Origin of the sequence: Oerskovia rustica, from assembly GCF_014836555.1 — a bacterium.
GTDB classification, from domain to species: Bacteria; Actinomycetota; Actinomycetes; order Actinomycetales; family Cellulomonadaceae; genus Oerskovia; species Oerskovia rustica.
Window position 1 is genome coordinate 70,162 of record NZ_JACSQQ010000019.1, and the last position, 17,698, is coordinate 87,859.

The following is a 17,698-nucleotide window of genomic DNA, read 5'->3' on the forward strand; positions in this document are numbered from 1 at the left end:
GGGGGCCGGACAGGGGAGCCGGCCGCCGTGAGGGCGTCCGGCGGACGTCCGAGGGACGACCGGCGGGTGACAGCCGGACGTCCCGTCCGGACTAGTGCTGGTGCGCCGCCTCCGCATGATGGTCGTGGTCGTGGTCGTGGGTGTCCTCGGCGTCCCGGTCCGCGCGGACGTTGACCTTCCCGGCGGTCCAGTACCCGACGACCTGGTGCCGGTCGCGGGCCATGCCCCACGCGGACCGGAGCGTGCGGCGGATGTCGCGGCTCGCGGCGCTCTCGCACGCGACCCACGCGTAGCCCGGGGTCTCCAGGACGGGCAGGGCGCGCACCGCCTCGACGAGCGCCGCGCCCGGGCGCGCACCCTCCGGGGTCACGAGCCACGTGTACGTCACGTCTCCGCGGGTCTCGAGCTCCTGGCGGTCCTCGGGCGTCGGCACCTCCACGATCGCGTGCGCGACGCCGCCCGGCGGGAGCTCCTCGACGATGCGCCCGAGCCCGGGCAGACCGGTCGGGTCGGCGACGAGCAGACGCCACTCGGCGTCGGCCGGGGCGTCGTAGTAGCTGCGGGACTCACCTCCTGCGAACACGCCGAGGACGTGGCCCGACTCGGCGCGCTCGGCCCAGTCGGACGCGAGGCCGCCCGGGTGCACGGCGAGGTCGACCACGATCGTGCGGCCCTCGTCGTGGACCCGGCGGGCCGTGTAGTGGCGCCACGGCGGCTCGGTGCCCTCGACGGGTACGACCCCGTAGTCGTCCTGGTTGAAGAACTCGATCTCCGCGACGGTCTGACCGGGGGACGGGAAGGCGAGGTCGATGCGCTCGTCGCCCTGACCGTCGGTCGTCCACCTCCAGTCACCGACGACCTCGAGGTGGACACGGACCATGTGCGGCGTGATGCGCGTCGCCGTGACGACGCGGGCCGGGAAGCAGGGGGAAGCCATCCGGCCACGGTAGGCCGGGACAGGGTGGCCTGTGGGGACAGGGTGTACCGCGAACCGGCCAACGCAGGACGTCGACGACCCCGGGCGCTCGGTGAGCACCCGGGGTCGTCGACGTCGGTCACCAGGACCTCAGCCTGTCGGCGAGGCGCCGGTGACACGGGCTCAGCGGGGCCCGGGGGCTCCCGCAGCGGTCTTGCCGGCGTCGCGCTCGACGACGTCGCCGAGGATCTCGTCGATCTTCGCCATGAGCTCGGCGGGGATGACCACGCCGGACGCCTTGACGTTCTCGGCGACCTGCTCGGGGCGCGAGGCGCCGATGAGGGCGGCAGCGACGTTGTCGTTCTGCAGGACCCACGCGACAGCGAGCTGTGCCTGCGTCAGGCCCAGCTCGTCGGCGACGGCCTTCAGCTGCTGGACGCGCGTGAGCACGTCCTCGGTCATGAACTGCTGGATGAAGCGCGAGCCGTTGGCGTCGGTGGCGCGCGACCCGGCGGGGGCGGGCTGGCCGGGCAGGTACTTGCCGCTCAGCACGCCCTGCGCGACGGGGGACCAGACGATCTGGGACAGGCCCAGCTCGCGCGAGGTCGGGACGACCTCGTCCTCGATGACGCGCCACAGCATCGAGTACTGGGGCTGGGAGGAGATGAGCTGGAAGCCGAGCTCCTTCGAGAGGGCGTGGCCCGCGCGGATCTGGTCCGCGGTCCACTCGCTCACGCCGATGTAGAGGGCCTTGCCCTGGCGGACGATGTCGGCGAACGCCTGCATCGTCTCCTCGAGCGGGGTCGACTGGTCGAAGCGGTGCGCCTGGTAGAGGTCGACGTAGTCGGTGCCGAGGCGCTGGAGCGAGCCGTTGATCGACTCCATGACGTGCTTGCGGGACAGGCCCGAGTCGTTGGCCCCGCCAGGGCCCGTGGGCCAGTAGACCTTGGTGAAGATCTCGAGGGACTCGCGGCGCTGTCCCTTGAGGGCGTCGCCGAGGACCTGCTCGGCCTTGGTGTTGGCGTAGACGTCGGCGGTGTCGAACGTGGTGATGCCGGCGTCGAGCGCGGCGTGGACGCACTGGGTCGCGACGTCGTTCTCGACCTGCGAGCCGTGGGTGAGCCAGTTGCCGTAGGTGATCTCGGAGATCTTGAGTCCGGAGTTGCCGAGGAAGCGGTAGTTGGGCATGGGGACAACACTAAGTTGCCCGGGGCACCTCGGGGAACTGCGGTCCGTCCGGCGGACCGGACGCGAGACGCTACGCGGGGAAGCTGCCGTGCTTCTTGTGCATGGGCTTGGGCAGGCGTGCGCGGCGCAGCTGGAAGGCGCGCATCACGGCGTACATCGCGTTGCCCTTGGGGGAGTCCGGCCCGAACTTCGCGACCAGGCGCTTCTTGAGCGAGCGCCACATGATGAACGCGTCGATGATCGTGATGAGCACGATCCCGTAGAGCACGAAGATGATGATCGTCGCCATGTTCAGGTTCTGGGAGAACACGAACGTCAGGACGATGAACACCAGGGCGACGGGCAGGAAGAACTCGCCCAGGTTCCAGCGGGCGTCCACGTAGTCGCGCACGTAGCGCTTGACCGGACCCTTGTCGCGGGCGGGCATGTAGCGCTCGTCGCCCGTCTGCATGGCCTGGAACTGGCGGTCGCGTGCGTCACGCTGCTGCTGGCGCGCGGTCTTGGCCGCGGACTTGCGGTCCGAGGGCACGAGCGGGCGCTTGTTGGCGGCCTCGGCGACCTTGCGCTTGGGCGTCGGCCTGCCCTTGCCGGCCTTCTCGATCTCGGCTGCGGCGGCAACGGGATCGGGGGCGTCGTTCGACGAGGGCGCGGAGGACTTGTTGCGTGAGAACACAGGTCCAGCGTAGTCGAGGACGGGGGCTGCCTCGTCACGTGCGGCGGGCAGGAGCGGAGGCGTACCGGCGGGTAGCGTTGCCCGGGTGAACAGCACACCTGGAACCAGCACCCTTCCCGAGCCCGACGACGTCGCTCACCTGCGCGCCCGGGTCGCCGAGCTCTTCCCCGCCCTGCGCGGCGACCTCGAGGCGCTCGTGCGCATCCCGTCCGTGTCCAACTCCGCGTTCGACCAGGCGCACGTCGCGGCGAGCGCCGAGGCCGTGGCCGAGCTCCTGCGCGGTGCGGGGCTGCCCGAGGTGCAGATCCTGCACGCGACGGGCGTCGCGGGTCCGCTCGGCGCCCCCGCGGTCGTCGCGCGCCGCCCGGCCCCGGAGGGCGCCCCGACGGTCCTGCTCTACGCGCACCACGACGTGCAGCCCCCGGGCGACGCGGCCACGTGGGACACTGACCCGTTCGTCCCGACCGAGGTCGACGGTCGGCTGTTCGGTCGTGGTGCGGCCGACGACAAGGCCGGGATCGTTGCTCACGTGGGTGCGCTGCGGGCGCTGTCCGCGCTGGGTGACCTGCCGATCGGCGTGACGGTCTTCGTCGAGGGCGAGGAGGAGGTCGGGTCGCCGAGCTTCCTGCCGTTCCTGAACCAGCACAAGGACCTCCTCGCGGCGGACGTGATCGTCGTCGCGGACTCCGCGAACTGGAAGGTCGGGGTCCCGGGGCTCACCACGAGCCTGCGTGGGCTGGTCGACTGCGACGTCGAGGTCGCGGTGCTGGGCCACGCGGTGCACTCGGGCATGTTCGGAGGCCCGGTGCTCGACGCGCTCACGCTGCTCTCGCGCCTGATCGCCACGCTCCACGACGAGCAGGGGAACGTCGCGGTCGAGGGCCTGGTTTCCGCGCCGGACCCGACCGTGGACTACGAGGAGGCGGACTTCCGCGCGGACTCCTCGGTGCTCGACGGGGTCCGCCTCGCGGGCGAAGGGACGCTGACGGGTCGCCTGTGGACCAAGCCGGCGCTGTCCGTCATCGGGATCGACGCGCCGAGCGTCGCGCACGCGTCCAACACGCTGACCCCGCGCGCGACGGCCAAGATCTCGCTGCGCATCGCGCCCGGCCAGGACCCGGCGGCCGCGCTCGCGGCGCTGCGCGCGCACCTCGAGTCGAACGCGCCGTTCGGCGCGCAGGTCACGGTGCACGACGGCGAGACGGGCAAGCCGTTCCAGGCGCCCACCGACTCGTCGGCGATGCAGGCCGCGCGCTGGGCGTTCGAGACGTCGTGGGGCACGGCGCCGGTCGACATCGGCATCGGCGGCTCGATCCCGTTCATCGCTGACCTGCTCGACGTCTTCCCTGACGCGGCCATCCTCGTGACGGGCGTCGAGGACCCCGACTCGCGCGCGCACGGCGCGAACGAGTCGGTGCACCTCGGTGAGCTCAAGAAGGTCGTGCTGGCCGAGGCACTCCTGCTGACGCGCCTCGCGCAGGGTTGAGTCGTCGCCGAGAACGGGTGTGCGGTCGACATCGGCTCGACGACGACCGCGCACCCGTTCTCGGCGGGCGACCCCGGGCGACCCCGGTGCTACGTTCGGAGGATGACCCCGCAGGAGATCGAGGAGCTCGTGCTGCTGCGCCGCGCCCGGGACCTCATGGACCGGGAGTACGCGGCGCCGCTCGACGTCCCGACCATGGCGCGTAAGGCCCTCATGTCTCCCGCGCACTTCTCGCGCCGCTTCCGGGCGACGTACGGCGAGACGCCCTACTGCTACCTCATGACGCGACGGATCGAGCGGGCGATGGCCCTGCTGCGGGGCGGCGCGAGCGTCACGGACGCGTGCATGGCGGTCGGGTGTACGTCGCTCGGCTCGTTCAGCTCGAAGTTCACCGAGGTCGTGGGCGAGACGCCCTCGGCGTACCGGAGCAGGGAGCACGCCGCGGTCAAGGCCATGCCACCGTGTTTGGCCCAGGTCCTGACGCGCCCGGCGCGCAGCGCCGCGGCGACCGCGGGCACCACCGCGCGCTGAGCACAGCGGGGCTGCGAGGGGGACCGCCCGCATCGAGCAGGATCGGAGAAGCGGTCGCGCGAGCCCCGTCCTAGAGTCGCCGTCATGACCATCTCACTGAAGTTCTGCAACATCACCGTCAACGACGTCGACGAGTCGATCGCGTTCTACAGCGACGCGCTCGGGCTCAAGGTGCACAACGACGTGGGTTCCGAGGGGTTCCGCTGGGTCACGCTCGGGTCGGACGCGCAGCCCGGTCTGGGCATCGTGCTCTCGGCACCGCACGCGGGTCGCTCGCAGGCCGACGGCGACGCGCTCCAGGAGCTCATGATCAAGGGCGTCCTGCCGATCCTCGTGTTCGCGACCGACGACGTCGACGCTCTCTTCGAGACCGTCCGGGCGTCGGGCGCCGAGGTCCTGCAGGAGCCCATGGACCAGGACTGGGGTCCGCGCGACTGCGCGTTCCGGGACCCGTCGGGCAACATGGTCCGGGTCGCCCAGGCCGCCTGAGCAGGGTCGAGCGGCCGGGGCAGGGCACGAGCGGTCGGCGCCCGAGCCCACGTCGCCCCTGCCGGAGACGTGGTCCCCGCCGGGGTGGTGGGATAGGGACATGGCGAACGAGACGATGGTCCCCCTGCTGCCGTGCGCGTCGATCGACGAGATCCACGACTTCGCCGTGGCCCTCGGGTTCGAGGTGACCTACCGGCAGACCCGGCCCAACCCGTACCTCGCGCTGCGCCGTGGCGGCATCGACCTGCACTACTTCGCGATGGACGGCTTTCGTCCCGAGGACTCGTACGGCTCGTGCCTGGTCGTGGTCGACGACACCGAGCCCCTGTACGAGGCGTGGGCGGCCGGGCTGCGCGCGATCTACGGGAAGCTGCCGCTGAGCGGTTTCCCGCGCATCACGCGGCCCCGTCGTCGGGCGAATGCGGGCGGGCTCAGCGGGTTCAGCCTCGTGGACCCCGCCGGGAACTGGTTGCGGGTCGTGCGGCGCCCCGAGGACCCCGAGCCGGGGACGGCGGATCTCGCGGACCCCGGCACCGGCACCCCGGCGGACCGGTCGCGCGCGGCACGCTCGGGCTCGGGCGAGGACACCGGCAGCCCGGACGGCCCGCCGGGGGAGTCGCGCCTGCTGCTCGCCGTGGCCAACGCGGTGGTCCAGGCGGACTCGCGCGGCGACGTCGGGCAGGCCGTGAAGATCCTCGACGGCGCGCTGCGCCGCGACGCCGACGCGGGGGACCTGGGCGCCTCGGCCCGTGACCGGGTCGAGGCCCAGGCCTTCCGTGCCGAGCTGGCCGTCCGGCTCGACGACGCCGCGACCGCCCGGCGCATGCTCGACGAGGTGGACCGGTGCGTGGCCTCGGCCCGGGGGCAGCACCTCACGCAGGACCTGACGACGGTCCTCGCCCAGCTCGAGGACGTCAGGGCGTGGTTGTCGGCCCAGGGATGACGGACACCTCGCGGTAGTGCTCGACGACCGGGAACGGGTCGTAGAAGTGGTGGAGCAGCGCCTTCCACCGCAGGTACTCGGGCGAGCCGCGGAAGCCCTCGGTGTGTGCCTCGAGGCGGTCCCAGCGCACGAGCAGGAGGTACGTCGAGGGGCGCTCGACGCACCGCGACACCGAGAGCCCACCGAAGCCGGGCATCGCGGAGATGATCGCCCGAGCGTGCGCGAAGGCCTCCTCGAAGGCGGTCTCCTGGCCGGGAACCACGTGCAGCAGGGCGTGCTCGAGCACCTCGTGCGTCATGGCCCGCAGCGTAGGGCGGCGCGGGCTCAGCGGGCTGCGACGTCCACGGCCTGGGCCCAGTCGCGCACGTCGGCCGGCAGCTCGGGGCTCACGGTCGAGGTGCCCAGGAGGGCGACGACCTCGGGCCCCGGGATGCGGTCGCCCGCCTTCGACAGGAACCGGCCCGCGATCAGGCCGCGCGCGCACAGGTCTCCGCCGCGCGTGAAGACCTGCTCGAGGTAGACGACGCGCTCGTCCCACCCGAGCACGCGTGTCGTGATCTCGAAGCGGTCCCAGAGCTGGAGCGAGCGGCGGTACTTCATGGTCGACGACGCGACGACGGGGTACCAGCCCTGGTCGCGCAGGAGCCCGAAGGCGCCGAGGTCGGCGAGGAAGTTGCTGCGCGCCACGTCCATCATCTGCAGGTAGACGCCGTTGTTCACGTGCAGGTAGAAGTCGAGGTCGCCGGGGCGCACGCGCATGCGGGTCACGGAGGGGTCGAGGACCCCGCGCCCGGGGACGGCCTTGCGGGGCAGGGTGCTGGCGATCGTGAGCTGGATCTGTCGGGTCACCGTCGCAGGCTACTACCGAGCACGGGCGGTATCAGGTATCGCGGGTCGAGCTTCGTCCCTGGGGCCCGCCGTGCGGGACTCACCGGTCGTTCGGCCCGTCCGCCGAGGCGTGTGAGGATGGCCCCCGTGACTTCCCGAACCGCCGCCCCCGTTCCCGACGCCGCCCCGACGCCCGCAGCCGTCGAGCCCTCGTCCGTGCCCGAGGTGCCCACCACCTCCCACCACTGGACCGTCCGCGCGTTCCGCGTCGTCGCGATCGCCGAGGCCTTCTCCTGGGCCGGCCTGCTCGTGGGGATGTACGTCAAGTGGATCGCCGAGGCCTCCGAGATCGGCGTCAAGATCTTCGGTCCCGTCCACGGGGGCCTGGTCGTCGCCTACGTCGCGCTCGCGCTCGTCGTGGCCGTCCGTCAGCGCTGGTCGCTCCTGACGGTCTTCTTCGCGCTCGCCGCGACGCTGCCGCCGTTCCTCACGGTCTTCTTCGACCGGTGGGCGCACCGCTCGGGCCGCTACGAGGAGCGTGCGGGCGCCTGACCCCGGACGGTCGTGGCGCGGGGCAGGTCCTCAGCCCTCGTACTGCAGGGCGCGCCGGACCTCCTCGGCAACCTCGGCGCTCTCGAGCCGTTCGACGAGGTGCAGCGCCATGTCGATCCCGGCCGACACCCCGGCCGAGGTGACCACGTCGCCGTCGTCGACGAAGCGTGTCTCGGTGTCGACGAGGATGCTGGGGTCGAGGCGGGCGAGCTCGTCGACGTGGTCCCAGTGGGTCGTCGCCGGACGCCCGGCCAGCAGACCGGCCGCCGCGAACGCGAGCGAGCCCGTGCACACGCTCGCCAGGAGCGGTGTCCGGGCTCGCATCGCGTGGAGCCAGGCGAGGTGCGTCGGGTCCCCGACCAGCCGCTGGATGCCGGGCCCTCCGGGGTGCACGAGCACCTGGACCGGGTCGACGTCGTCGGCGGACCCGTCGGGGACCATGTGCAGGCCTTGTGCGAGTCGCACCCCGCGCCCGTCCCACGAGAACGTCGAGACCCGCGGCTTGAGGGCAGAGCGCTCGCGCCACGTCGTGAACACCTCGTAGGGGCCCGCGACGTTGAGCTCCTCGGCGCCGTCGAACACGAAGATCCCGACGCTCAGACCGTTCCCGGTCGTCATCCGTCACCCCCGAGGGTCGATGCGATGGTGCGACCGTCGGGTCCGCCGGCGGGTGCCGACGGGCCCGACGGGTGGTTTCTAGAGTCCGGGCAGGGCGAGCATCTGGTCGAGCGCGACGCGTGCCCAGTGGGCGTCGTCGGCGTCGACCACGATGCGGTTGACCGTGCGCCCGGCGACGAGGGACTCCATGGCCCACACGAGGTGCGGCAGGTCGATGCGGTTCATCGTCGAGCAGAAGCAGACGGTCGAGTCGAGGTAGTGCACCTGCTTGTCCGGGTGCGCGCGGGCGACGCGTCGCACCAGGTTGAGCTCTGTGCCGATCGCCCAGGACGAGCCGGGCTCGGCGGCATCCAGCATCTTGATGATGTACTCGGTCGAGCCGACGTAGTCCGCGGCCTCCACGACCTCGTTCTTGCACTCGGGGTGCACGAGCACGTTGATGCCCGGCACCGCGGCACGGATGTCTGTCACGTTGCGCTCGGAGAAGCGTCCGTGGACCGAGCAGTGCCCGCGCCACAGGATCATGCGTGCGTCGCGCAGCTCGGCGTCCGTCAGACCGCCGTTCGGCTTGCGGGGGTCGAAGACCACGCAGTCCGCGGGGGACATGCCGAGCTTGAGAAGTGCGGTGTTGCGTCCGAGGTGCTGGTCGGGCATGAACAGGACCTTGCTGGGGAGGGAGCCGCCCGCAGCGTCCAGCTTGTCGAATGCCCAGCGCAGCGCGACCTCCGCGTTCGAGGACGTGCAGATGGTCCCGCCGTGCCGACCCGTGAAGGCCTTGATCGCGGCGGTCGAGTTCATGTACGTGACGGGGAGCGTGACGTCGGCGATCCCGACGTCCTGGAGGACCTCCCATGCGTCCTCGACCTGGTTGATCGCGGCCATGTCGGCCATCGAGCAGCCCGCCGCGAGGTCCGGCAGGACGACCTGCTGGGCGTCCGAGGTGAGGATGTCCGCGCTCTCGGCCATGAAGTGCACGCCGCAGAAGAGGATGAACTCGGCCGCGGGGCGTGCCGCGGCCTCGCGCGCGAGCTTGAACGAGTCGCCCGTGACGTCCGCGAAGTCGATGACCTCGTCGCGCTGGTAGTGGTGGCCCAGGACGAAGGCCCGCGAGCCGAGTGCGGCGCGGGCCGCACGGGCACGTTCGACGAGGTCGGGGTCGCTGGCGGCCGGCAGCTCGCCGGTGCACTCGACTCCTCGCTCGGAGGCCAGGTCCCGGCCCTGTCCGAGGAGCAGGAGGGGGGAGGGGGCAGGTTCCGCGAAGGCGCTGTCCAACAGGGTGCTCACGGGACCATCGTCGCACAACGGTCGGTCGGTCGAGCAGCCCTGCCGGGGTCGACGGCCTGGCACAATCGCGGCATGCACCTCCTCCTCGCCGCCGCGGACCCGCTCGCCCTGTCGGACGGGAACCTGCCCGCCGAGGACGTGTGCGCCCTGGTCGCCGAGACCTGGGCGGCCACGGTGCGCGGCGACGTGGACCCGTGCGTCCTCAACCCCGGTGCGGCCGGATTCCTGCGCGCCCTCGCGGCCCACGCCCCCGAGCAGGTGGCGGTCGTCGCGCGCGGCGCGGCCGGTGACGACGTGCCCGTGACGTTCCGGCTCGGCCACCCCTCGGCGACCGGGGCACGCACGGCCTACGTCGAGGCCGCGTTCCTGCGTCCCGCGCCGACGGACGGCAGCACAGCCGGCGGTGGGCTGGGCACGGCGACGAGCTACGGCGTCGGACAGGTGGTCGCGCTCGCTGCCCGACGGGCCTCGCGCGTCGTCGTGGCGACGGGGGACAGCGGTGCGCACGACGCCGGGGCCGGGATGCTCGCGGCGCTCGCAGGGACCGGGACGGGGCCGCTGACCCGCGGCGGGGCCGCGCTCGGCGCGACCACCGCCGACGACGCCGCGGCCGCGCGCCGCGCCCGGGACGCGCTGCGGTCCGTCGAGCTCGTCGGCGCGGTCGAGTCCGACCTGCCGCTGCTGGGTCTGCACGGGGCCAGCGGGGCGCTCGCGGTCGCGCGGCCCGCGCTGGCGACGCTCGCCCAGGAGCTCGAGCGGGCGCACGGCCACTACGCGCACGAGGTCACGCGCGCGCTGGATGGCACGGCACGCCGCGACCTGCTGTCCGGCGCTTCCGGCCGCCCGGGCGTCTCCGGCCCGACGGCGGCGCCCGCCCCGGGCGGTGGGGGGGTCGCGTCGCGCGCGGCAGCCGACCGGGCGCTGACCGGGCTGCCCGGCGCAGGCGCGGGCGGGGGACTGGGCTTCGGGATCGCCGCCGCCGGCGGTCGCCTGCTGCCCGGGACGTCGCTGGTCGCGGACGTCGTCGGGCTGGGCGCGCGGGTCGAGGCCGCCGACGTCGCGGTCGTGGTCGTCGACCGGCTCGACGCGTCGACGACGCACGACGGCCCCCTGCCCGAGGTCGCGCGCCGGGCCGGTGCGCTCGGGGTCCCGGTCGTCGTCCTGGCGCGCGAGATCCTCGCCGGTCGGCGCGAGCAGGCCGCGGCGGGCATCAGCGGTGCCTACGAGCTCGGGCCGGACAGCGACGCGGCGCGGGCTCGGGTCGCTCGCGTGGCCCGCACCTGGGCCGGCAGCGAGAGGTGAGCGCGGGCGTCGTACACTCGGGAACAGAACCATCTCCCGTCGTGTTGACGGGTATGCGACAAGCCTGAGGACCGATCGGCCAGCCCGGGAGCGGGAGCCGCAGACCGACGGCACACCACGGGGCGAGAGCCCACCGAAGACTGTGCGGAGAACACGATGAGCGAGACCACCGAGACCGCCACCCACGGCGTCCTGCTGACGGACTTCGCGGCCGGCAAGATCCGCAGCCTCCTCGAGCAGGAGGGCCGCGACGACCTGCGTCTGCGCGTCGCCGTCCAGCCCGGTGGCTGCTCGGGCCTGATCTACCAGCTCTACTTCGACGAGCGTGTCCTGGACGGCGACGCCCTCAAGGACTACGACGGCGTCGAGGTCGTCGTCGACAAGATGAGCGTCCCCTACCTGGACGGCGCGACCATCGACTTCGCCGACACGATCGAGAAGCAGGGCTTCACGATCGACAACCCCAACGCGGGCAGCGCCTGCGCGTGCGGCGGCTCGTTCGGCTGATCCACGCGCGTCGGCAGCCCGTCTGCCGAGGAGCCACGACGGCCCGGTCACCTCACGGTGGCCGGGCCGTCTGCGTCCGTGGGGGCGGTGCCTGGGCGGTCACCCACCCAGGCGGACGGTGATCGCCCAGGTCGTGCCGCCGTCGGGCGTGCTCCCGGAGTCCGTCGCGTCGGCGTCCTGTCCCTCGGCTCCCTCCACGACCGTGCCCTCCACGACGGTGCTCTCCACGACCGCGTGGCCGCGCATGCGGGCCCAGGCCGGGACGTCGTGACGGGCTGCGGGGTCGGTCGACCAGACCGTCAGGACGTCGCCCGGCGCACGGTCGCGCGCGGCGGCCGCGAGCCGGATGACGGGCAGCGGGCAGCGCAGGGTGCGCGCGTCCACGAGCGTGACCGGCTCGTCGCTCACAGCCCGCTCACCCCGAGCGAGGCGCGCACCCGCGCGACGGCCCCGGGCAGGACCGCGAGGAAGCGGTCGACGTCGTCCTGCGTGGTGGCCCGGTCGAGCGCGATGCGCACGTTGCCGTGCGTCAGGACGCCCATGGCGGCCAGGACGTGGCTGGGCTCGAGCGTGCTCGACGTGCACGCCGACCCCGACCCGACCGCGAACCCCGCCCGGTCCAGCTCGGTCACCAGGGCCTCGCCGTCGACGAACAGGAACGAGAAGGTCACGACGTGGGGGAGCCGGTCGTCGGGGTCGCCCACGACCTCGACGTCGGGGATCTGCCCGACGACGGCGCGCACCTTGTCGACGATCGCCCGGCGCCGCGTGTCCTGCGCCGCGCGGTCGGCCAGGACCGACTGGAGCGCGACGGCGGCCGCGAACGCGGCGGGCACGCTCACCCCGCCGGGGAACCACGGCTCGGCGTCCTCGGGCCAGGTGCGCCGCCAGCGGACCCGGTTGCGGACCGCCAGCACCCCGACGCCCGCGGGGCCGCCCCAGTCGGCAGGGTCGGCGGCGAGCAGGTCCCAGGCGTCGGGAACCTCCCCGTGCCCGACGACGGCGCCCGCGTCCACGACGAGCGGCACCCCCGCGCGGCGCGCGGCCGCGTGGACCGCGGCGACGGGCTGGACCGTGCCGACCTCGCCGTTGGCGACCTGGAGCGCGGCGAGCGCGGTCCCAGGGCTCGCGACCGCCTCGGTCATCGCGGCCTCGTCGACCCGGCCGAGCGTGTCGACCGGGACCTTCACGAGGGCGTCGGGGCTGCCCGCGGTCGCGACTGCGAGCTCGGCCGCGTGCAGGACTGCGGCGCGCTCGACCGCCGAGACGACGATCCCCGGTCCCGTGCGACGGCGCCCGAGCGCGACCGCGCCCACCGCGGCGTGCAGGGCGGCCACGTGCGAGGGCGCGAGGTGGACCTCCTCGGTCCGGGCGCCGAGGCCGGCGGCGATCGCCTCGCGGGCCCCGTCAAGGAGCACGGCGGCCCGGCGCGCCTCGGCGTACAGGCGCCGGGGGTCGGCCCACCCGTCGTCGATCGCCTGGGCGAGGGCGGTGCGTGCGAGGGGGTGCAGGGCCGCCCGGCCGCCGTTGTCGAGGTAGACCCGACGCGGGGGCGTCGTGGTGTCGGTCACATGAGCTCCAGAGGGCGTGCGAGGCGGCCCGGGGAGGGCTCCCGAACCGCCGATCGGCGAACTTTCATTGCAGACGCGCCGAATGTGCCACGGACGCGACGTACACCGTGCACCGTAGCGCGGGCCGCGCGGGAAGCGACGATCTGACAGATGCGCCGAGGGTGTGCCGAACCCCGGGATCTCGCGGGAAGTTGGCGGATTCGTCACGCTCAGAAGCCGCGTTGACGGCGCGAGAGAGGGCATTTGCGCGCTAGGCTCTGTGGGTCGAGGACGAAGGTTCTGCGGGGAACTCGTGGAGAAGATCGAGCCCCCCTGTCGAACGTTGAAGTGAAAGGCCCCCCTTGCACTCGCAATCCCCTAGCCGCACACGGCGAACCATCCTGCGAGCGACGGCTTCCGCCGTCGCGGTCGCAGCCTTGGCGTCCGGTTGTGCCAGTGAGACCGTTCAGCGCGGATTTCTCCCCGGATACTCCGACGGTGAGGTGACCGACCAGACCGCCCGCATCACGTCGCTGTGGAACGGGTCCTGGATCGCGGCACTCATCGTCGGTGTCATCACGTGGGGACTGATCCTGTGGTGCGTGGCCGCCTACCGCAAGCGCAAGGACGACCACGTCCTGCCCGTGCAGACGCGCTACCACCTGCCCCTCGAGATCATGTACACGGCAGTGCCGATCGTCATGGTGCTCGTGCTCTTCTACTACACCGACCGTGACATGACGGCGATCAAGGACCTCTCCGCAGAGCCTGACGTCGAGATCCAGGTCATCGGCAAGCAGTGGAGCTGGGACTTCAACTACCTCACGGACGACGTCTACGAGTCCGGCCAGCACGAGGCCAACGTCGGCGACCTCCGCTCCGAGGACGAGATCGAGGGTGCCCCCGGCACCGCGACGTCGCTGCCGACGCTGTACCTGCCGGTCAACGAGGTCGTCCGGTTCAAGCTGGACTCCCGCGACGTCATCCACTCCTTCTGGATCCCCGCGTTCCTCTTCAAGATGGACATGATCCCGGAGCGCACCAACGAGTGGCAGGTCACCCCCACACGCGAGGGTGTCTACGCCGGCAAGTGCGCCGAGCTCTGCGGCGAGCACCACTCGGGCATGCTCTTCAACGTCGCCGTGGTCTCCCGCGAGGAGTACGACGCGCAGATGCAGAAGCTCGAGGACAAGGGTCAGACCGGCGAGCTCGGGCTGGACCTGAACCGCCTCCAGGACCCGAACCCCCCCGTCGTCACGGAAGGTGAGAACTGATGGTCGCGCAGGCCGAAGTCATTCCCGGTCTCGCCCCGAAGCGCCAGACGCTCGGACGAACCGTCATCAAGTGGGTCACCTCGACCGACCACAAGACCATCGGGTACATGTACCTGATCACGTCGTTCATCTTCTTCTGCATCGGCGGCCTCATGGCCCTCGTGATCCGTGCCGAGCTCTTCGAGCCCGGCATCCAGATCGTGCAGAGCAAGGAGCAGTACAACCAGCTCTTCACGATGCACGGCACGATCATGCTGCTGCTGTTCGCCACCCCGCTCTTCGCGGGCTTCGCGAACGTCATCATGCCGCTGCAGATCGGCGCACCTGACGTCGCCTTCCCGCGACTGAACATGTTCGCCTACTGGCTCTACCTCTTCGGTGGCCTCATCGCCTCGGCCGGGTTCTTCACGCCGCAGGGTGCCGCGTCGTTCGGATGGTTCGCGTACGCGCCGCTGTCGAACACGACGTTCAGTCCAGGGGCCGGAGGAGATCTCTGGGTCTTCGGCCTGGCCCTCGCCGGGTTCGGAACCATCCTCGGTGCCGTCAACTTCATCACGACGATCATCACGATGCGCGCTCCGGGCATGACGATGTTCCGCATGCCGATCTTCACCTGGAACACGCTCGTCACGAGCCTCCTGGTCCTGATGGCGTTCCCCCCGCTGGCCGCGGCGCTGTTCGCGCTCGGGGCGGACCGCCGCCTCGGTGCGCAGATCTTCAACCCGGAGAACGGCGGTGCCATCCTCTGGCAGCACCTGTTCTGGTTCTTCGGTCACCCCGAGGTCTACATCATCGCGCTGCCGTTCTTCGGCATCGTCTCGGAGATCCTGCCGGTCTTCAGCCGCAAGCCGATCTTCGGCTACAAGGGCCTGGTCTACGCGACGATCGCGATCGCGGCGCTGTCCGTGACCGTCTGGGCCCACCACATGTACGTGACCGGCGCGGTCCTGCTGCCGTTCTTCGCGTTCATGACGATGCTCATCGCGGTCCCGACCGGTGTGAAGTTCTTCAACTGGATCGGCACGATGTGGCGCGGCAAGCTCACGTTCGAGACGCCCATGCTCTGGTCGATCGGCTTCCTCGTGACCTTCCTCTTCGGCGGTCTCACGGGGGTCATCCTCTCGAGCCCGGCGCTGGACTTCAGCCTCTCCGACTCGTACTTCGTCGTGGCGCACTTCCACTACGTGGTCTTCGGCACCGTCGTGTTCGCGATGTTCGCCGGGTTCTACTTCTGGTGGCCCAAGTTCACCGGGCGCATGCTCAACGAGAAGCTCGGCAAGATCCACTTCTGGCTGCTCTTCATCGGCTTCCACGCCACCTTCCTCGTCCAGCACTGGCTGGGTGTCGCCGGCATGCCGCGTCGCTACGCGGACTACATGCCGGAGGAGGGGTTCACGTGGATGAACCAGGTCTCGACGGTCGGCGCGTTCATCCTCGCCGCCTCGACCCTGCCGTTCCTCTGGAACGTCTACACGACCTGGCGCAACGCGCCCAAGGTCACCGTGGACGACCCGTGGGGCTATGGGGCCTCGCTCGAGTGGGCGACCTCCTGCCCGCCGCCGCGGCACAACTTCACGTCGCTGCCCCGGATCCGCTCGGAACGCCCCGCGTTCGACCTGCACCACCCCGAGGTCGCGGCCATGGACCACGCCGAGCCCAACCCGAACGTCCTGCAGCAGATCTACGGCGACGCTGACCGCCGTGGCGAGCAGCAGGTCGCCGCGGACCGCGTCGAGGGCAAGGATCACCCCAGCGCCAAGTCCTCGACGATGATCATCGACGAGCCGCGCGACGGCGAGAAGGAGGACGGCAAGTGAAGGTCGAATCGAGGCTCCACCTCTTCCTCGCACCGTTCTTCCTCCTGATGGCACTCGTCTACGGGTTCTGGAGCCACTGGGAGCCGGTCGGTTCCGCAGCGCTGTTCCTGACCTTCGGCCTCGCTGCCATGATCGGTGGCTACCTGGCCCTCACGGCCAAGCGCATCGACTCGCGCCCCGAGGACGACCCGGACGGTCTCATCGAGCAGGGCGCAGGCGACCAGGGCGTCTACGCGCCGTGGAGCTGGTGGCCGCTGGCCATCGCAGGCGCCGCGGCGATCGCCTTCCTGGGCCTCGCGCTCGGCTGGTGGATCCTCGGTATCGGCGTCGTCCTCGGTGCCGTCGCCCTCGTGGGCTGGGTCTTCGAGTTCTCTCGCGGACAGCACGCGCACTGATCGACCGCACGACACGACGGGCCCCGTCTCCCTCTGGGAGGCGGGGCCCGTGCGCGTTCTCGGGGCACGGGTGCGCGTGAGGTGCGGGCTGCGGGGGAGTGCGTGGTCCGCGGGGCCGCGGACGTCGGAGGCCGCCATACGCCTGCCTGCGGACTCACACCTGGCGCGCAGCCGAGGACCGCTCGTGCACGAGGGCGGTGACGTCGACGATCCCGACGGGAAGCCGTGAGACCAGACCCTCGAGCGCGGGCGTCACGGACGTGACCGTGAGCTGGACCTGGAGCTGGTCGTCCTCCGTCACCGACTCCCCGAAGGCGACGAGCAGGGCCTCCGGCACCTTCGCGTGCAGGTCCCGCGCGGCCGCGGCCTCGACCGTGCCCCACCGGCTCGGGACCAGCACGATCCGGTCGTCTCCCTCTCGCCCGAGGTCGCCGAGAGCCCGAACTGCTGCGTCGGCGTCGGTGACCGTGATTCTGACCGTGCCCCCACCCGCGCCCTCGTCCTCGGCGCGCGACTCGCGACTCGGGCCCGTGCCTTGGGTCACCACGAGGCCGAGCGCGTCGAGGGTGCGCAGGACGTCACTGGTGCCGGCCGCGAGCCGTGGTGGCGGGCGCCGGATCGTCGATCGGATCGCGGCCACGGTCGCGGCGCCCTCGGTCGCTGCTGCCTCGCCCGGGGCCGGGCGGTCCCTGTGATGGCCCAGCACCGTCGCGCGGGCTACCCGGACGTGGGCTCCGGTCCGGACCCCGACGATCTCAACGACGGCACCGAGAGCTCCGGGCGCCGGCCGGGACCCCGTGAGCGCCACCACCTACGGCGCGTCCAGCGCGGGCGGCACCTGGTCGAGGCCACGCGTCTCGTGCTCCAGGAGCAGCCCGTGGCGCCCCTTCGACGCGACGAGGAGCCCTGTGGCCCAGACGTTCGTTCCCTCGACCACCGCCATGGCTTGTCGTCCCCTCGCCGGCCCGTGGCCATCCTCCCGGGACGGGGCCGGCTGCGCCTCCCGGTGGTGTTCGAACTCCCGGTGGTGCTGGAACCCCCGGTGGTGCTGGAAGCGGTGCAGGACCGCGATCGTGGCGGTCATCCGGTGGAGTAGAGCGCACCGGTGCGGTCGGCGGTGTACGTGGCCGATGCTGACCGCCGAGGTCGCGCGTCGGCGCGCAACGTGGCGAGACCGGGCGGCCCACGTCACGCCCAGCACGAACGGGCCGCACAGACACCCCGGGAAGGGGTCTGTGCGGCCCGTAGGGCGACGCAGAGGGTCAGGTGGGGATGATGAGGCCTTCGCCCTGGGTGCGGGCGCGGGCGAGGCGTGCGTCGGCGTCGGCCCAGTTGACGAGGTTCC

21 protein-coding genes are annotated in these 17,698 nt (G+C 72.0%); 10 read left to right on the forward strand and 11 right to left on the reverse strand.

The annotated features are described in order from the left end of the window. Positions 1 to 91 precede the first annotated feature (91 nt). The 3 genes from H9652_RS12365 to H9652_RS12375 all read right to left on the reverse strand — a co-directional run bounded on the left by H9652_RS12365 (position 92) and on the right by H9652_RS12375 (position 2,777). Positions 92 to 937, reverse strand: a complete 846-nt coding sequence (locus tag H9652_RS12365; RefSeq protein WP_191796519.1) for a siderophore-interacting protein — start codon at positions 935 to 937, stop codon at positions 92 to 94. A gap of 162 nt (positions 938 to 1,099) precedes the next feature. After that, positions 1,100 to 2,104 (reverse strand): aldo/keto reductase family protein, encoded by a 1,005-nt coding sequence (locus H9652_RS12370; protein ID WP_191796520.1) that lies wholly within the window; start codon positions 2,102 to 2,104, stop codon positions 1,100 to 1,102. A gap of 70 nt (positions 2,105 to 2,174) precedes the next feature. Then, positions 2,175 to 2,777, reverse strand: a complete 603-nt coding sequence (locus H9652_RS12375; protein ID WP_138824235.1) for a DUF3043 domain-containing protein — start codon at positions 2,775 to 2,777, stop codon at positions 2,175 to 2,177. A gap of 85 nt (positions 2,778 to 2,862) precedes the next feature. On the opposite strand from H9652_RS12375, the gene H9652_RS12380 reads away from it, so the two are divergent. The 4 genes from H9652_RS12380 (at position 2,863) to H9652_RS12395 (ending at position 6,226) form a co-directional block, all read left to right on the forward strand. Further along, positions 2,863 to 4,263, forward strand: a complete 1,401-nt coding sequence (locus H9652_RS12380) for a dipeptidase (protein WP_191796521.1) — start codon at positions 2,863 to 2,865, stop codon at positions 4,261 to 4,263. A 102-nt stretch (positions 4,264 to 4,365) separates the two neighbouring features. Next, positions 4,366 to 4,794, forward strand: a complete 429-nt coding sequence (locus tag H9652_RS12385) for a helix-turn-helix transcriptional regulator (RefSeq protein WP_191796522.1) — start codon at positions 4,366 to 4,368, stop codon at positions 4,792 to 4,794. 84 nt (positions 4,795 to 4,878) lie between these two features. Next, positions 4,879 to 5,283, forward strand: coding sequence for a VOC family protein (locus H9652_RS12390; RefSeq protein ID WP_191796523.1), 405 nt, complete (start codon positions 4,879 to 4,881; stop codon positions 5,281 to 5,283). Positions 5,284 to 5,383: 100 nt separating this feature from the next. After that, positions 5,384 to 6,226, forward strand: a complete 843-nt coding sequence (locus H9652_RS12395; RefSeq protein ID WP_191796524.1) for a VOC family protein — start codon at positions 5,384 to 5,386, stop codon at positions 6,224 to 6,226. Here the strand turns inward: H9652_RS12395 and H9652_RS12400 are convergent. Continuing rightward, positions 6,198 to 6,524, reverse strand: a complete 327-nt coding sequence (locus H9652_RS12400) for an antibiotic biosynthesis monooxygenase family protein (protein WP_191796525.1) — start codon at positions 6,522 to 6,524, stop codon at positions 6,198 to 6,200. The genes H9652_RS12395 and H9652_RS12400 overlap by 29 nt on opposite strands. Before the next feature lie 26 nt (positions 6,525 to 6,550). Continuing rightward, positions 6,551 to 7,075 carry an acyl-CoA thioesterase gene (locus H9652_RS12405; RefSeq protein ID WP_191796526.1) on the reverse strand — a complete coding sequence of 175 codons (525 nt, stop codon included), beginning with the start codon at positions 7,073 to 7,075 and terminating at the stop codon, positions 6,551 to 6,553. Positions 7,076 to 7,201: 126 nt separating this feature from the next. Here H9652_RS12405 and H9652_RS12410 point away from each other — a divergent pair, with 126 nt between their 5' ends. After that, entirely contained in the window at positions 7,202 to 7,606 is a 405-nt protein-coding gene (locus tag H9652_RS12410; protein WP_318244147.1) for a DUF3817 domain-containing protein, read from the forward strand. A gap of 30 nt (positions 7,607 to 7,636) precedes the next feature. Here the strand turns inward: H9652_RS12410 and H9652_RS12415 are convergent, their stop codons facing one another. Next, positions 7,637 to 8,224: a DJ-1/PfpI family protein gene (locus H9652_RS12415; RefSeq protein ID WP_191796528.1), complete on the reverse strand. Its 588-nt coding sequence runs from the start codon at positions 8,222 to 8,224 to the stop codon at positions 7,637 to 7,639. Positions 8,225 to 8,302: 78 nt separating this feature from the next. Then, the gene (gene nadA, locus H9652_RS12420) at positions 8,303 to 9,508 is read right to left on the reverse strand and encodes a quinolinate synthase NadA (protein WP_191796529.1); all 1,206 of its coding nucleotides are present in this window, start codon (positions 9,506 to 9,508) and stop codon (positions 8,303 to 8,305) included. Between the two features lie 72 nt (positions 9,509 to 9,580). Between nadA and H9652_RS12425 the strand changes: the two genes are divergently transcribed. Further along, on the forward strand, positions 9,581 to 10,810 hold the full coding sequence (locus H9652_RS12425; protein ID WP_191796530.1) for a glycerate kinase: 1,230 nt from the start codon (positions 9,581 to 9,583) through the stop codon (positions 10,808 to 10,810). Between the two features lie 156 nt (positions 10,811 to 10,966). Continuing rightward, entirely contained in the window at positions 10,967 to 11,317 is a 351-nt protein-coding gene (locus H9652_RS12430; protein ID WP_030153043.1) for a HesB/IscA family protein, read from the forward strand. Positions 11,318 to 11,416: 99 nt separating this feature from the next. Here the strand turns inward: H9652_RS12430 and H9652_RS12435 are convergent, their stop codons facing one another. Continuing rightward, entirely contained in the window at positions 11,417 to 11,725 is a 309-nt protein-coding gene (locus H9652_RS12435) for a sulfurtransferase TusA family protein (RefSeq protein WP_191796531.1), read from the reverse strand. Next, positions 11,722 to 12,888, reverse strand: a complete 1,167-nt coding sequence (locus H9652_RS12440; protein ID WP_318244148.1) for a cysteine desulfurase family protein — start codon at positions 12,886 to 12,888, stop codon at positions 11,722 to 11,724. Before H9652_RS12440 ends, H9652_RS12435 begins: the two co-directional genes overlap by 4 nt. Positions 12,889 to 13,229: 341 nt before the next feature. Between H9652_RS12440 and ctaC the strand changes: the two genes are divergently transcribed. From ctaC to H9652_RS12455, 3 genes are read left to right on the forward strand one after another with little or no spacing between them, the layout of a single operon-like run. Next, positions 13,230 to 14,141 carry an aa3-type cytochrome oxidase subunit II gene (gene ctaC, locus H9652_RS12445; RefSeq protein WP_138824248.1) on the forward strand — a complete coding sequence of 304 codons (912 nt, stop codon included), beginning with the start codon at positions 13,230 to 13,232 and terminating at the stop codon, positions 14,139 to 14,141. Then, on the forward strand, positions 14,141 to 15,958 hold the full coding sequence (gene ctaD / locus H9652_RS12450) for an aa3-type cytochrome oxidase subunit I (RefSeq protein WP_191796533.1): 1,818 nt from the start codon (positions 14,141 to 14,143) through the stop codon (positions 15,956 to 15,958). The genes ctaC and ctaD overlap by 1 nt, the downstream gene beginning before the upstream one ends. After that, positions 15,955 to 16,353, forward strand: coding sequence for a cytochrome c oxidase subunit 4 (locus tag H9652_RS12455; RefSeq protein ID WP_138824250.1), 399 nt, complete (start codon positions 15,955 to 15,957; stop codon positions 16,351 to 16,353). Before ctaD ends, H9652_RS12455 begins: the two co-directional genes overlap by 4 nt. Positions 16,354 to 16,507: 154 nt before the next feature. On the opposite strand, the gene H9652_RS12460 is transcribed toward H9652_RS12455, so the two are convergent. Together H9652_RS12460 and H9652_RS12465 are read right to left on the reverse strand one after the other, a co-directional pair. After that, positions 16,508 to 17,059: a hypothetical protein gene (locus tag H9652_RS12460; protein WP_191796534.1), complete on the reverse strand. Its 552-nt coding sequence runs from the start codon at positions 17,057 to 17,059 to the stop codon at positions 16,508 to 16,510. Between the two features lie 105 nt (positions 17,060 to 17,164). Further along, entirely contained in the window at positions 17,165 to 17,437 is a 273-nt protein-coding gene (locus tag H9652_RS12465) for a hypothetical protein (RefSeq protein ID WP_191796535.1), read from the reverse strand. Between the last annotated feature and the right edge of the window lie 261 nt (positions 17,438 to 17,698).

Coding starts and splice junctions, on each gene's coding strand:
- ctaD (WP_191796533.1), top strand. CDS start 14,141: ATGGTCGCGCAGGCCGAAGTCATTCCCGGTCTCGCCCCGAAGCGCCAG.
- H9652_RS12365 (WP_191796519.1), bottom strand. CDS start 937: ATGGCTTCCCCCTGCTTCCCGGCCCGCGTCGTCACGGCGACGCGCATC.
- H9652_RS12385 (WP_191796522.1), top strand. CDS start 4,366: ATGACCCCGCAGGAGATCGAGGAGCTCGTGCTGCTGCGCCGCGCCCGG.
- H9652_RS12395 (WP_191796524.1), top strand. CDS start 5,384: ATGGCGAACGAGACGATGGTCCCCCTGCTGCCGTGCGCGTCGATCGAC.
- H9652_RS12415 (WP_191796528.1), bottom strand. CDS start 8,224: ATGACGACCGGGAACGGTCTGAGCGTCGGGATCTTCGTGTTCGACGGC.
- H9652_RS12390 (WP_191796523.1), top strand. CDS start 4,879: ATGACCATCTCACTGAAGTTCTGCAACATCACCGTCAACGACGTCGAC.
- H9652_RS12400 (WP_191796525.1), bottom strand. CDS start 6,524: ATGACGCACGAGGTGCTCGAGCACGCCCTGCTGCACGTGGTTCCCGGC.
- H9652_RS12425 (WP_191796530.1), top strand. CDS start 9,581: ATGCACCTCCTCCTCGCCGCCGCGGACCCGCTCGCCCTGTCGGACGGG.
- H9652_RS12370 (WP_191796520.1), bottom strand. CDS start 2,104: ATGCCCAACTACCGCTTCCTCGGCAACTCCGGACTCAAGATCTCCGAG.
- H9652_RS12430 (WP_030153043.1), top strand. CDS start 10,967: ATGAGCGAGACCACCGAGACCGCCACCCACGGCGTCCTGCTGACGGAC.
- H9652_RS12465 (WP_191796535.1), bottom strand. CDS start 17,437: ATGACCGCCACGATCGCGGTCCTGCACCGCTTCCAGCACCACCGGGGG.